General features: G+C 68.6%; 13 protein-coding genes and 1 pseudogene. 13 read left to right on the top strand and 1 reads right to left on the bottom strand.

The window, feature by feature from the left end:
* Window positions 1-245 precede the first annotated feature (245 nt).
* From GR130_RS19270 to GR130_RS19215, 12 genes and pseudogenes are all read left to right on the top strand, one after another.
* The gene (locus tag GR130_RS19270) at window positions 246-479 is read left to right on the top strand and encodes a hypothetical protein (RefSeq protein ID WP_159505878.1); all 234 of its coding nucleotides are present in this window, start codon (window positions 246-248) and stop codon (window positions 477-479) included.
* A 116-nt stretch (window positions 480-595) separates the two neighbouring features.
* A complete protein-coding gene (locus tag GR130_RS19265) occupies window positions 596-1,282 on the top strand; it encodes a GGDEF domain-containing protein (RefSeq protein WP_159505877.1) in 687 nt (228 codons plus the stop codon).
* A gap of 273 nt (window positions 1,283-1,555) precedes the next feature.
* Window positions 1,556-2,647 carry a tyrosine-type recombinase/integrase gene (locus tag GR130_RS19260; protein ID WP_201304928.1) on the top strand — a complete coding sequence of 364 codons (1,092 nt, stop codon included), beginning with the start codon at window positions 1,556-1,558 and terminating at the stop codon, window positions 2,645-2,647.
* 459 nt (window positions 2,648-3,106) lie between these two features.
* On the top strand, window positions 3,107-3,685 hold the full coding sequence (locus GR130_RS19255) for a hypothetical protein (protein ID WP_159505876.1): 579 nt from the start codon (window positions 3,107-3,109) through the stop codon (window positions 3,683-3,685).
* Window positions 3,686-3,739: 54 nt separating this feature from the next.
* A complete protein-coding gene (locus GR130_RS19250; protein WP_159505875.1) occupies window positions 3,740-4,399 on the top strand; it encodes a hypothetical protein in 660 nt (219 codons plus the stop codon).
* Window positions 4,400-4,438: 39 nt separating this feature from the next.
* Entirely contained in the window at window positions 4,439-4,735 is a 297-nt protein-coding gene (locus GR130_RS19245; RefSeq protein ID WP_159505874.1) for a tyrosine-type recombinase/integrase, read from the top strand.
* Between the two features lie 65 nt (window positions 4,736-4,800).
* On the top strand, window positions 4,801-5,907 hold the full coding sequence (locus GR130_RS19240) for a tyrosine-type recombinase/integrase (protein WP_159505873.1): 1,107 nt from the start codon (window positions 4,801-4,803) through the stop codon (window positions 5,905-5,907).
* Between the two features lie 11 nt (window positions 5,908-5,918).
* Entirely contained in the window at window positions 5,919-6,269 is a 351-nt protein-coding gene (locus GR130_RS19235) for a helix-turn-helix domain-containing protein (protein ID WP_159505872.1), read from the top strand.
* Window positions 6,266-8,671, top strand: coding sequence for a hypothetical protein (locus GR130_RS19230; protein WP_159505871.1), 2,406 nt, complete (start codon window positions 6,266-6,268; stop codon window positions 8,669-8,671). The genes GR130_RS19235 and GR130_RS19230 overlap by 4 nt, the downstream gene beginning before the upstream one ends.
* Before the next feature lie 41 nt (window positions 8,672-8,712).
* Window positions 8,713-9,210 (top strand): annotated as a pseudogene (locus GR130_RS19225) (tyrosine-type recombinase/integrase); the annotation flags it as partial.
* Window positions 9,207-9,818, top strand: coding sequence for a DUF6262 family protein (locus GR130_RS19220; RefSeq protein ID WP_236573208.1), 612 nt, complete (start codon window positions 9,207-9,209; stop codon window positions 9,816-9,818). The pseudogene GR130_RS19225 and the gene GR130_RS19220, both read left to right, overlap by 4 nt.
* 65 nt (window positions 9,819-9,883) lie before the next feature.
* Complete coding sequence (locus GR130_RS19215; protein WP_328707562.1) at window positions 9,884-11,518, top strand: ISL3 family transposase; 1,635 nt, start codon at window positions 9,884-9,886, stop codon at window positions 11,516-11,518.
* Between the two features lie 173 nt (window positions 11,519-11,691).
* Here the strand turns inward: GR130_RS19215 and GR130_RS19210 are convergent, their stop codons facing one another.
* Window positions 11,692-12,909 carry an MFS transporter gene (locus tag GR130_RS19210; RefSeq protein ID WP_159505868.1) on the bottom strand — a complete coding sequence of 406 codons (1,218 nt, stop codon included), beginning with the start codon at window positions 12,907-12,909 and terminating at the stop codon, window positions 11,692-11,694.
* A gap of 99 nt (window positions 12,910-13,008) precedes the next feature.
* Here GR130_RS19210 and GR130_RS19205 point away from each other — a divergent pair, with 99 nt between their 5' ends.
* Window positions 13,009-13,461: a MerR family transcriptional regulator gene (locus tag GR130_RS19205; RefSeq protein ID WP_159505867.1), complete on the top strand. Its 453-nt coding sequence runs from the start codon at window positions 13,009-13,011 to the stop codon at window positions 13,459-13,461.
* Window positions 13,462-13,685 lie beyond the last annotated feature (224 nt).

Below are 13,685 nucleotides of genomic sequence, written 5' to 3'. Positions count from 1 at the left end.
GTAGAGGGGGTGCGGCAGTGGCGGGGGGTAACCGGTGGCTGCACCAACGTGTGCATGGGCACACGTCGGGCACACCTCGGCTCCGCGGAGATAGCTCCTGCATCCAACGCAATAGTCCATGCGGTTGTCCGTTCCTCCGGCGTCGCCGCCTCCACCCCGCTAGATGGCGGCACCCTACTGATGCGGCGATGTCCGGCTCACCCTGCCCCCTCGTCAGGCCCGAGCTATACCGATGCACCCCCGGTGTGGCACTTCGCCCTGGCGACTCCCGGCTTGCCCGGTTGGTCTGCTGGGAGCGCGCCCCTTCGTGGCGGCGGACCGGTGCCCACTCCCACGTACGGCGATGGTTACGCAAGCGCGAGGACCGCCCGTGCTCACGCCCCGCCCGCGCCGCCGACCTGCTGGCCGTCTACAACGGCCAGCCGCCCGAAGAGCTGTTCTGCGACCGGTGCGACGTCCCCGACTGGTACGCCGGCTGACCGCTGACCGCTGACCGACACCCCGTACACGACGAAGCGGCGCACCCCAGTGCCGTGGAAAGCCGGGTGCGCCCCTTCTTGATGCCCGCCCCGAAGGGCGAGATCGGAGCTCCATCATGCCTGCCCTGACTGTGTTACGGCAGTGCCCCCGCACATTTCTCCTCACCGCGGCCGCCGTGCCGCTCGCCCTGGCCGCCGTCGTCGACGACGTCCGCGTGCGCCGCCAGTTGGAGGCCGCACGCCGCGACCAGCTCACCGGCCTGCCCTGCCGCGACGGCCTCACCGCCCACGGCAAAAGGCAGTTCACCGCCCGGCGCCGCGCAGGCGACCTCCTGGTCTTGGTCCTCGATGGCAACGGCTTCAAGGCGATCAACGACTCCTTCGGCCACGCCGCCGGCGACAAGGTCGTCGTCACCCTCGCCCAGCGGCTGCGCCAGTGGAGCGCCGCCCGCCAGGGCCTGGCCGCGCGCCTGGGCGGGGACGAGTTCGGCGCAGCCGTCTGTGTGCCGCGCGAGCACTTTGCCCAGGAGCTCGCCGGCCTGCGCTTCCACATGGACCGGCCCGTGCCGTACGAGGGCCTGCTGCTGCCGTTCACCGTGTCGATCGGTGCCGCCCACACCGTCGACCTACCCGGTCGGCCCTTCGGCGACGTCCTGCGCTCCGCCGACGTGTCCATGTACAAGGTGAAGGCCGGCGAAGAGCCCTTCCCGTACCTGGGCACCGAGGCCGACGCCGAGGTCAAGGCGGTCAACGGCCGCCGACCCGGACGCCCCGGCACCGCCCTGCCGGAGCGTGCCGCATGACCGCCGCACTCGAAGGCGGCGACTGGATCCGCGGCATGACGATCCGCCAGCCCTGGGCCACTTGCATCCTCGCGGGGAAGACCCCTGAGAACAGGCCCAGGCCCTGGCCGTGGCGCGGTTATCTCTAGGTCGAAGTCGGGGGCTGGCACGTGGGTTTGGGCCGTAGCCCTCAGGTGTGCCTCGTTGGTATCCACTAGCTCCTTGCTGCGTTGGGTACATGTGATTTACAGGGCGGAGAGGGCGATCTCTCCTGCGGACGGCAGCGTCCAGCGGGTGATCGTCGGCGAGACGTACACCATCCACACCGAAGGCTCGGCCTACCTTGCTGGGTTGCGAGCGGTGGACCGGTCGCCGAACACCGAGCGCGTCTATGCCGGCCGTGTCGCGCTGTACCTGACGTACTGCATGTCGGCCGGCATCGACTGGTGCCGACCGACGTTCCTGGCGTTGGCGCGCTTCGCCCAGTGGCTGATCGCCGAACCGCTGCCGCCGCGTGAGCCACGGTCCATCACCGTGCGGTTCCGGACCAAGAAGTCCGCGAACGCTGTGCTGACCACGGTGTTCGAGTTCCTGCGGTTCGGCACCACGCATGGCTGGGTGCCGGCCGACGTGGTCGATCGACTGTCTGATCAGAAGTACCTTTCCTTTCTGCCGCCGGGCTACGACGCGGGTGAGGACGCGCAGTACCGCACGGTCAACGGCCGGACGATCAAGTTTGTGGTGGCTGACGACAGCGTCGAGTGGCTGGCCGACGCGCAGGTCGAGCGATTGTTGGAGCTCACGCCGCGGGCCCGTGACCGCTTCCTCGTGGCCCTGCTGCGGTGCACGGGGATCCGCATCGGTGAGGGCTTGGGGCTGCGCCGGGAGGACATGCACTTCCTGGCCCGGTCGGAGATCTTCGGTTGCCAGGTCACTGGCCCGCACGTGCACGTGCGGCGGCGGCTGAACCCCAACGGGGCATTGGCGAAGTCTGTGTACTCTCGCTGGATCCCGGTCACTGAGCAGGTGGTCGGCCTCTACGCGGACTACCAGTACGAACGCGGCCAGGTCGCGGCGGCCGAGATGACCGACATGGTGTTCGTGAACCTGTTCCGGGCACCACTGGGCCGGCCGATGACTTACCACAACGCCAAGGACCTGTTCGACCGGCTCGCCCGCCGGGCCGGGTTCGCCGCCCGCCCGCACATGCTGCGGCACTCTGCCGCCACGAGCTGGATCCGCTCCGGGGTGCCCGAGGACGTGGCCCAGCACCTGATGGGTCACGCCTCGCGCTCGTCGATGCAGCCCTACCTGCACCCCACCGAACGCGATATGCGTGAGGCGGTCGAATCCACCGCCCGGCGAACCAGGGAGGCACGACGATGACGAGGTCAACAGCACTCGCACCGCCGGCGCCCAGCCTCCCGCCGCCCGACCTGAACGGCTGGGTGGAGTGGCTGAAGGGCCAGGTCGCCCCCGCCTGGCGGCCGGGTGAGTGGGACGCTGCTTCCTGGTTCTTCAATGGCGATCCGGACAACGAACGCACCGGCGGCTGGCGGTGCGCGACCCGGTCCTGTCCCTCGATCAGCAACAGCCGCGGGATGTGCAAGTCCTGTATCCGCGAGCACCGCGTCAGCGGCCTGGACCGCGAGACGTTCCTGGACACCCACGTCCCCGAGGAGCGGAAGTACGCACCGGGACGCCACCAGGCGCGCTGTCTGGTCGAGCGCGACGGCCGACGCTGCACGCACGGCAAGTACTGCCGGCGGTTATGCCTCACCCACTATCGCGCCTGGTGCACCAGCGGCAGCCCGGAGGTCGAGGTCTGGGCCCGCACTGTTGCCAGTGCCGCTCACCGATACCTTGCCGACCTGTGCAATCGCCCGATGCGAGCAAGAGCGGTCGGGACTAAAGACGCTGTGTTCGTACCACGTCGCCAAGCACCGGCGAGACGCACCGAACGAACCCGTCGAGGAGTGGGCTCCGCGGCAGACACCGTTCCTGCGCGCCCACCAGTTCTCGCTGATCCCGTTCCAGCCGGTGATGCGCTGGGAGATGCTCTACGCCCTTCAGCAGCGCGATGCCCGCGGCGGAAAGATCGACCCAACCCTGGTCCGGATGCTCGCCGGCCTGCTGGGCGACCGACCGCACCTGCTGGGCGCTGATCGCAGCGAGCTCATGGCGCTCGCGCACACGAAGACCTGCACCGGCGCTTCGGCGCACATCAACGAGACCTACCGCGCGGTGCATATCGGCCACGAGGAGATGTGCGGCATCAAGCCCACCGACAAGCTCGTCTGGCACCTGCCCTCCATCAAGGCACCGTCCCGGAAGTCCAAGACAGGACGGGCCCGGTCCACGCACGGCGAGCTGGACTTCACCGCCATCGCCCAGCCATGGCTGCGGGATCTCACGCTGGAATGAGCCCGCCACATCGACCCCTCGCTGGAGGTCCTGCGCGACACCTTCAGGGTCGCCGTGCTCGTCTCCGGCGCCTTGAACCAGCGGTCTGGCGGCGTCATGGACCCGGCTCGGCTCACCGCCGCCGACATGGACGCCGCGGTGGACGCCATCCGCAGTGCCCGCCGCAAGGACGGCGAACTCTTCACGCGCAACAGCGCCCGCAGCATGGCGCACAAGTTGTTCGCCCTACTCGACTTCGGCCGCCGGACGGGCTTGATGGCCGATGCCCCTATCGCCTTCGCTCGCCACCGCCGGCGGCGGCATAGCATCGGACACGACGACGAGGATGAGAGCGGCAAGGCCATCCCGGAGCCGGTCATCGCCCAGCTCGATGCCCACCTGGAGACTTTCGGCGCCGGCATTCCCTACGGGCGCCTCACCGACGACGAGGTCCGGCACGTGCTCCGCACCGCCTATGTGCTGCTTCGCGACACCGGCCGGCGCCCACGCGAGATCTGCAGCCTGCGTTCCAACTGCCTGGAGCACTCCGGCGGCGACTACGAGCTGATCTGGGACAACTACAAGAGCAAGCGTCACCGGCGCCGCCTGCCGATTACCAGGGAGACCGCCCAAGCCGTGCAGGAATGGTTGCCGGTTCGCAGCCGGCTGCGGACGCCGTCGGTTAGCGAGGGTCATCTCTTCCCGACGATCACCGGGGACCACATCGACCCCTAACTCAACCCCAGTTACCTGTCGCGGTATCTGCGGCGCTGGGTGGACGCCATCCCGAAGCTCGACTCCAGCACCACCGGCCCGGACGGCAGCCCGCTGCCCTTCGACCGGACGCTCATCTACCCCTACGCGTTCCGGCACTCCTACGCCCAACGTCACGCCGACGCCGGCGTCCCGATCGACGTGCTCAGAGAGCTCATGGACCACCGGCAAATCAGCACGACCATGGGCTACTACAAGAACCCTCGGGAATTGCATCTGATGGGCGAGAATCCGCAGGTCGCCAGTTCACGGCAGGAGGCTGAGGTACTCCAACGCTACTACGAACTAACCGCCTGAACAGGGAAGTTGCCCACACCATCCCGTCTGATGCATGATCTGCCCTCCAGAAGGGAGGGGCTGGAGTGGTGCATCAGCGCAAGGTGGCTCTGGCTGGGTCGGCTCATCTGGAGCTCGTTTCCGGGGTCGTCCAGCTGCGTCCGGAGGACGCGATGTTCGACGCGATGCTGCGGGGTTGGCGGGCTCAGCAGAAGTCGCGAGGGTTGCAGGACGAGACGGTCGACGACCGGGAACGGCTGGTCCGCCGGTTCTTCGAGTTCACGAACGACTACCCGTGGCAGTGGGCACCGGGCCACATGGACGAGTGGTCGGCCTCATTGACGGGCGAGAAGCATCTGGCGCCGTCCACGATCCGCAGCTACCAGGGCGATGTTCGCCTGTTCACCGAGTTCCTCATCGACGCCCGCTACGGATGGGGGCCGGCCTGCGAGGAAGCTTTCGGCACCCACCCGGTGGCGATCGCCCACGAGTGGAACACCCTTCCCCATCTGCAGGACTATGAGGGCGACCCGGAAGCGAGGCCGTTCACCCGCGAAGAGCTGCAGCGGTTCCTCGACTACGCCGACGACCAGGTCGGCCGCGCTGTGAAGTCCAAGCGCAAGGGCGCCCTTGCCGCCTACCGCGACGCCACACTCTTCAAGGTCATCTACGGCTGGGGGCTGCGGCGGACTGAGACGTCCAAGCTGGATGTGGTCGACTTCGGGCGGAACTCGAAGGCTCCGCAGTTCGGCCGGTACGGCACACTCAACGTCCGCTATGGCAAGGCGAAGAAGGGGCAGCCGCCGCGGCGGCGGAACGTGCTGTCGGTGATGGACTGGGCCGTCGAGGCGGTCGCCGACTACGTCGAGAACGTCCGGCCACGGTTCGGGTTCCCCGATCATCCGGCGCTTTGGGTCACCGAACGTGGAGGACGCCTTCAGCCCGGTTCCATCAACGATCGCTTCGAGGCATACCGAGACGCCCTAAAACTCCCAAAAGAGCTAGTTCCACACTCGATCAGACATTCATACGTAACCCATCTCACGGAGGACGGTGTCGACCGTCGGTTCATCCAGCAGCAAGTCGGCCATGACTGCGACCGCTCCACGGCCATCTACACGCACGTCAGCGACGACTTCATGAACACTGCCCTCAACAAGGCACTGGCCCCGGCGTTCGCCGGGGCGGGATGAGGAGGACCGGGATGGACGGCAAACTCGACTACCGCTGGCATCTGCGCAAGGTCATGGCGGACCGCGGGATGTTCTCCACCACCGACATTATCCCGCCGCTGGCCGACCGCGGCATCACGCTGTCCACCAGCCAGGTCTACCGGCTCGTCGTTGAGCGGCCCGAACGGCTGAGCCTGAAGATCCTCATGGCCCTGCTCGACATCCTGGACTGCACGATGGACGACCTCATCGAGCCGATCGCCGCGGCCGGCGCCGTGAAGAAGCCGAAGAAGGCCGCCGCGGGCGGCAGCGGGGCACCCGCAGAGGGGCTCGGTGGCCTGCGCCCAAAGCGAGCCAGGATCAGGGGTGTTGACCTTCCATGACCACCCCAGACCATGACCGTGCTGTCACCGACCCCATCGGCCTGGCCACTGACCTGATCATGCGAGTTGAGAAGGAACTCGGGCCCGAGACGATCCGGGCCGTGGTCACCACGGTCGGCGGCGGACGGGCCAAGTCCCGCATGCTCGCCGCCGCGCTGGCCCGCCGCCCCGCGGTCTTAAACGACGGCCGGTCCCCGGCCCCACGAGCCGTCGGTGACCTACTCATTGCCCTACGCATGGCTGGGGCCCAGGCGACCTCCTCACCGGTCTGCGCCGAGTGCGGCAAACACCTGCGCACGCTCCAACGCCGCGGTCAGGACTGGTACTGCGGAGTCTGCGGGCCCACGGCGTTCGAACCCTGCGCCGGTTGCGGGAATACCCGACGCGTCTCCACACGGGACCGGGCCGGCAGAGCACGTTGTGTGAGGTGTCGGGACATCGACGGACGGGAGCCCGTCGCGGTGATTCACGGCGTGATCGCCGGACTGGATCCGCATGCCGACTTGGACGTGGTCGCCGACGTTGTCCGCCGCTCGGCACAGCGGCCTGCCAACCAGCAGAAGATCGCGTGGGCTCTGGAAGCCGACTCCTCGCTGCTGACCGGCAACGGGCATCTCGCGCCGTTCCCCGTAATCCTGCGGCTGATCGACCGGCTCATCGACGCCGGAGTCGCCGGAATCACTCGTCCTGCCTGCCCCCGCTGTCACAGAACCGTACGCATCAGCAAGCCCCTCGACGGCCAGCGGGTCTGCCGCAACTGCATCGCCAAGTCCCGCATCGAAGAGTGTTCGCGCTGCGGCACCCGACGCGAACCGGCCACCCGCGACGACCACGGTCGGCCGCTGTGTCCGAACTGCCTGGCCAACGACCCCGCCAACCTGGAGACTTGCATCAGCTGCGGCAGGCGAAAGGTCGTGAGCACCCGCACGCCGAACGGACCGCTCTGCCCGAGCTGCCCCTCCCTCCGCACCACGACCTGCAGCATCTGCCGTCAAGAGAAGCCCTGCGGCATCTCCCGCACCACAGGCCGACCGTGGTGTCCGGACTGTCAGCGCCGTTCAGCGCCGTGCTCGGCATGCGGAAATGCCGCGCCAATCGTCTCCGGCACCCTCGACCAGCCCGTCTGCGCGGCCTGCACGCCTTCCGAGATCTGGCACATCTGCCCCACCTGCACTGATCCCGACTACCCGCACCCCGGCCAGTGCGCCCGCTGCCTGATCAACCGACGCCTCAACGAACTGCTCGGCCCGCCGTCCGAGGTCCTTCACCCCGGTCTTGAAGCCCTCCGGAACAACATCGCCACGACCGAGCATCCCATCACGGCCAGGCGCTGGCTGAACAAGCCGTCCGTCTCTCCGGTCCTTGCCGACCTCGCAGCCGGGCGGCGAGCACTGACACACGAGGCCCTCGACGAGCTACCCGACAGCCCACCCCTCGCCCACCTCCGGCAAGTCCTCGTGAGCGTCGGCGCCCTGCCCCAACGGGACGAGTACATGGCCCGCCTCGAACGCCTCCTGACCGGCCTTCTCACATCCCGGCAAGACCCCGAGCACCGCAAAATCCTGCATCGGTACGCGATCTGGCACCTCGTCCGGCGACTCCGACGACGGAACGCGGGCAAGCCCCTCACTCCGCAGCAGTTCATTTCCGCACGTCAGCGGACCAGGGCAGCCATAGCCTTCCTCAGCTGGTTGGCAGCCGCCGAGCTCACATTGGAGACTTGCCAGCAAGCGGACCTTGAGCGGTGGCTCACCGACGACTCGGCAACCCACCGCTACCACGCGGGGCACTTCATCCGCTGGGCCCGCACCAACAAGCTCACCGCAGTCCACGTCCCCGCCATCCGCTGGAACGGCCCCACCCAACCGCTCGATGACGAACATCGCTGGCATATCGCACGCCGTCTCCTCCACGACGACGCCCTCAAACCGGAGGACCGCCTCGCCGGCCTCCTCCTTCTTCTCTACATCCAGGGACCGGCAGCCATCAGCCGCCTCACCACCGAGGACGTCGAAGTCGGCGCCCAGGAAGTACGTCTTCACCTCGGCCAGGCCCCCATCCACCTCCCCGAGCCTGTCGCCGCCCTGGCCCGACACGTCGCCGCGAACCGCAAGGGGCACGCAACCATCGGAGCCCTGGCCCCATCTCCGTGGCTCTTCCCTGGTGGCCAGCCCGGCCGCCCGATCAGCACCACCCAACTGACGAATCGGCTCAATCAGCTCGGGATCCGCCCCAACCAGGACCGCAGCACCGCACTCTTTCAACTCGCCACCGAGCTCCCCGCCGCGCTCCTGGCCCGCACCCTGGGCCTCCACATCGACGTGGCCGTCGCCTGGCAGCGTCTCTCAGCAGGCGACTGGGCCGCCTACGCAGCCGACGTCAGCCAGCGAGGCACCTCATAAGCCGGGCATTCGGAGAGTTTCAATACCCGACTCCACCATCAGTCTCGTTGAAGCGGAAACGCGCCGCGGTCTCCACAATGCGCCTGCACGTCATCGACCGCGCAGGCAATCCCGCCCCGATGAGCTCCAACACCGGATACGAGGCCCGCTCCGTCGCGGTCCCGTTCGGCAACTGCATCGAGCCGTCGAACGTCAAAGCCGGCGGAACCGCCTGCCCGATCCGCTTCCAGTGTTCCGGCTGCGGCTTCTATCGCCCGGACCCGTCCTACCTCCCCGCGATCGAGGAACACATCAACTCCCTTCGCGCCGACCGCGAGACCGCCCAGGCGATGGATGTCGACGGCTTCGTCATCCGCAACCTCACCGACCAGATCGCCGCATTCCAGCAGGTCATCGCCACAATGCAGAATGAGCTGGCTGGCCTGCCCGACGACGAACGGTCCGAGATCGAGGAAGCCAGCGCGGTCCTGCGGAAAGCCCGTGCAACCCACGGCCGCACGACGTTGCCGCTGACCGTCGCCAACCGGAGCCCAGCGTGAACCCTCACCTCACGGCTTGGTCCGCCAGCGGTTCGGCCAGCCGAACACCGGCCCAGGTCCTGCGCGAGGCCCGCCGTCGCGACAGCCGCACGAAACCCGCTCGCGTCCTGGAAGCCGTCCAAGAGATGACGCGCAACGGCGACCGCATCACCTTCGCCGCCGTCGCTCGCGCCGCCAACGTCTCAACGTGGCTCACCTACGCCGACGGAGTGCGCGAACACATCGAGTCCGCCATCCACCAGCAGCGGTCCACGCGACCGCAGATGGCCACGACGGCTCAGGCCAGCCCTGCGGGCCTTCGCGCCGACCTTGCACTCGCCCGCGAAGAGATCCGCCGGCTCCGCGGCGAGCGCGACCAGCTGCAGCAAACCGTCCGCCGCCACCTCGGCCAACAACTCGACCAACTCGGCGCCCGGGACCTTGCCACCCGCGTCCAGGAGCTCACCGAGGCCAACACCCGCCTCGAAGCGAACCTGCACGAAGTGACTGTCGCGAAGTCCCGCCTCGAGCGCCACGTCACCGGTCTGGAAGACGAGCTCGGCGCGGCACGGACCAGCCTCCGCCGAATGATCAAGGCTCAGAGCAAAGGAGAAGCGTCACCAACATGACTCGCATATGACGGCGCTCTTTGAAAATGGCTCTGACCGCGGTTTCGTGAATCCCCAGGTCAGGGGTGGGGACGAGGGATCGTTTCAGCACGGTGTTCCCTGGCGTGGCGAGCAAGACGATCGAGGATGTGCTGTTTGCCGGGATCGATGTGCGAGTGGAGCGCGTCAACGATGTCTCCGGCGGCCTGGTGCTGGAGGCGGTGTCCACGGGTCGTCCGGGCCGGTGCCCGGACTGCCGGAAGCGGGCGGAACGCGTGCACAGTACGCACCAACGCTCCCTGGACGAGAGGCCGTTGGGACCGCGTCGAGTCACAATCCGACTCCGGGTGCGACGGTTCTTCTGCGACCGGCCAAGCTGTTCACGCCGGACGTTCGTCGAGCAAGTCGGCGGGCTGACCGAGCGGTACCGCCGGTCAAGCATCGGGATGACCGGCTGGCTCTGGTCGATCGCGGTGGAGCTGGGCGGCCGTCCGGCCGCGCGGCTATGCCGCAAACTGCGGATGGCCGCGGGCCGGACCCGGCTGCTCAAGTTGCTGACATCGCCACCGGTGCCGGACCGTGCCCCGCGGGTACTGGGCGTGGACGAGTTCGCCTTCCGCAAAGGCTGCACATACGGCACTGTGCTGGTCGATGTCGAGGCCAGCCGGGTCGTGGATGTGCTGCCCGACCGCACGTCGGAGACGTTCGCGGCCTGGCTCAAGGACCATCCCGGTGCGGAGATCATCTGCCGCGACAGGGCTTCCGCCTACACGAAGGCGGTCAAGGAGGCCGCCTCGGACGCCCTGGAAGTCGCTGATCGCTGGCATCTGCTTCAGAACCTGTCCGCCGCAGTGGAGAAGACCTGCCACCAGCACCGCGACTGCCTCCGCAAACATGCAGAGCAGGAGACAGCGACGAACGTGCCGGAGTCGACACCGATGCTATTGCCACCCGCCGAGCTGCCTGGCACCCAGATCGTCGAACGGACCCATCACCGCTACGAGGACATCCACCGCCTGGTGGAGAAAGGCTGGACGATCAGCGCCATCGCCCGGAGGCTGAACCTCGACCGCAAGACCGTGCGCCGCTTCCGCGACACCGACCTCGACCAGCTGCTGGCCTCCGCCCGCGACCGCCGGCCCAACGGCGTGCTGGAACCGTTCAAGGCATACCTCAACGCTCGCTTCACCGAGACACAGGGCCAAGCCAGCGGCACCCGCCTCTTCCTGGAGATCCGTGAGCGTGGTTACCGCGGCAGCCGCCAAGTCGTCCGCAAGCACCTCGCCGCCCTACGCGCGGGCACCGCCGCACCGGTCCGGGCCGACATCCCGAGCCCCCGCAAGATCACCTCCTGGATCATGCGGCCCCGCGACACCCTCACCGACAGCCAGGAGGAACGACTGCTCGGCGTCCGGCTCGCCTGCCCAGACATCACCCGCGCCTGCGACCTGGCCCGGGCCTTCGCCGAACTCGTCCGCCACCAGCGCGGATTCTTGCTGATGCAGTGGATCCGCCAGGCCGAACAGGACGCCCCGAAGCCCATGCAGAGCTTCGCCGGATCCCTCCGCCAGGACCTCGACGCCGTCACCGCCGGCCTCACTCTGCCCTGCAGCTCCAGCGCCGTCGAAGGCCACGTAAACCGGGTGAAAACACTCAAGCGAGCCATGTATGGCCGGGCCTCGTTCGAACTCCTCCGGACCCGCATCCTCACCCAACCATGACCTTCACGAAACTGCGGTCAGAGCCCTGAAAATCCCCACCCCCTGCTCAGAGGGTGGACAAGCCTGCCCGCCTGGATTCCCCACCGCGTAACGTCCTGACCTGCTGCTCGCCGTCGTGGATGACGTGGCCATCGGGCCATCGCACCGGTGAGTGTTGGGGCCGGTTGCGGTGGTCAGCGGGAGTCGTGGCCTGCCCGCATGCTCAGTGCGGCGCCGAGCAACAGGGCTGCGATGACCACCGCGAGCGGGACGGTCCAGGATCCGGTGGTGCTGTGGAGGACGGCGGCGAGGGCGGGGCCGGTGGCGGCGATGAGGTAGCCGCAGGTCTGGGCCATGGTCGACAGGGCGGCGACGTGGTCGTGGTCGGTGCCCCGGCGGGCATAGAGCACTCCCGGGAGAGCCTGTCCGGCGCCCAGGCCGATGCCGAGGATGGCCGCCCACAGTGCCGAGGGTCCGTTCGGGGCGAGCAGCAGTCCGGTGAACCCGGCGGCGCTGATCAGGACGGTGCCCAGGATGTGCGGGCGTTGGTCGTTGCGGGGTGCGGCGAGGACGGGCGCGAGGAAGCCGCCTGCGGCCACGCCGAGGATGAGCACCGCCTGGCAGGTGCCGGCGACCGTCCGGCTGGTGCCGGCGGCGATGAGGATGGAGGGCAGCCAGGCGAGCGCGGTGTAGAACGCGAGGGTCTGGATGCCGAAGAAGGCCGTCAGGCTCCACGCCAGCCCGGTACGGGCGACGTGCCGACGCGGCGCGGCCGCATCGGCGGCCGGGGTGGCGGGCCGGGGCCGGTGGACGCGGGTCTGCGGGGCGATTCCCACCGCGGCGAGCACGGCGGGCACGATGGCAAGGCCGACCGCGAGCTGCCAGGACCCGCCGGACGCCTGGGCGACGGGCGCGACCAGGGCCGCGACGATCGCCGAGCCGACGCCCATCGACAGCGCGTAGACGCCCATCATGGTGCCGACGTGCCGGTGGGAGAAGCGAGCCCGGACCAGGACCGGCACGAGCACGTTGACGACCGCGGTAGCGAGGCTGACGACGATGGTGCCGGCGTACAGGCCCGGCATCCCGAACACGCGCAGGATCGCGCCGGCGACCAGGACGACGCTGGCCCACAGCAGGCCGCGCTCCTCGCCGAGCCGGCGCCGCACCACCGGGGCGAGCGGTGCGAACAGGCCCATGCACAGCGGCGGGAGCAGCCCGAGCACGGTCACCGTGGCGGAGCCGAAGTGGGCGATGGGGGCCAGCGGCCCGATCTGCCCGAACGCGACCCGGGTGTTGAGGCTCAGCAGCACGAAGCCGACGACAAGCAGAGCACCCGCCGTGGGGGCTTGGCGGTCGGTGTCGGCGGATGCGGGCGGGGCGGCTGTTCTGGAGGCGGAGGAGGTAAGCATGGACGGGCTTGCCCTTCAACGTGGACGTTAGGATGTCCTCAGAATTCACGCTCAAGTGCGCTTGAGTGCAAGCCGCCGGAAGATCGGCCCGGAGGGACGATGAAACCGCTGTTCTCGATCAGTGAGGTGGCCAAGGCGTTCGACCTGTCCGTGCCCGCCCTGCGCTACTACGAGGAACGCGGCCTGATCCGCCCCGTCGCCCGGCGCGGGCGCGTGCGCTACTACGACCGCACCGGCCTGGAGCAGCTCGCGTACGCCCAGCTGTGGCACAACGACGGCATGATGCCGCTCGCCGACACCGCCGCCGTGATGGAGAGCAAGCACGTCGAGGACCGGCGCGCCCTGATCGCCGAGCAGCGGGAGGCGATGCTGGCACGCATCCGTAAGCTCACCCGGGCCGCTGCTGTGTTGGAACACCTGCTGGAGTGTCCCAACGACCGCCCGGTGGACTGCCCGGTGACCGGCGCCTACATCCGCGCCCGGGTCGACGCCGCCCTCGCCGGTGAAGAGTTCCTCAACGACTTCCTACCGGACCACCCCGACGAGCCGTAGGTGACGATCCAGCGGTCACGCCAACGTCGTAGGCGGCCATGCCCACCGGCGGGCCTCGCTGAACGCCGGGCGCCCGCAGCCGCTGGTGGTAGGGCCAGCAGCTTTCATCGCGGCGTGTCCCGAGGAGTGGCCGGGTCGTTCACCAGGCAATGAGGTAAGCCGTCGATACGACAGGGGCTGCCGTATGCGACTGCTTGTGGTGGGGGTTCTCGGTGGCGACCTGT

This window comes from Streptomyces sp. GS7 (assembly GCF_009834125.1).
Lineage (GTDB): Bacteria > Actinomycetota > Actinomycetes > Streptomycetales > Streptomycetaceae > Streptomyces.
Note: the sequence above shows the minus strand (reverse complement) of the source record. Positions and strands in the feature narration are given on the sequence as shown.

Bases quoted from the DNA above. Each gene is read 5' to 3' on its own strand.
- GR130_RS19265 (WP_159505877.1), top strand. From the start codon at position 596: ATGCCTGCCCTGACTGTGTTACGGCAGTGCCCCCGCACATTTCTCCTC.
- GR130_RS19235 (WP_159505872.1), top strand. From the start codon at position 5,919: ATGGACGGCAAACTCGACTACCGCTGGCATCTGCGCAAGGTCATGGCG.
- GR130_RS19230 (WP_159505871.1), top strand. From the start codon at position 6,266: ATGACCACCCCAGACCATGACCGTGCTGTCACCGACCCCATCGGCCTG.
- GR130_RS19210 (WP_159505868.1), bottom strand. From the start codon at position 12,909: ATGCTTACCTCCTCCGCCTCCAGAACAGCCGCCCCGCCCGCATCCGCC.
- GR130_RS19205 (WP_159505867.1), top strand. From the start codon at position 13,009: ATGAAACCGCTGTTCTCGATCAGTGAGGTGGCCAAGGCGTTCGACCTG.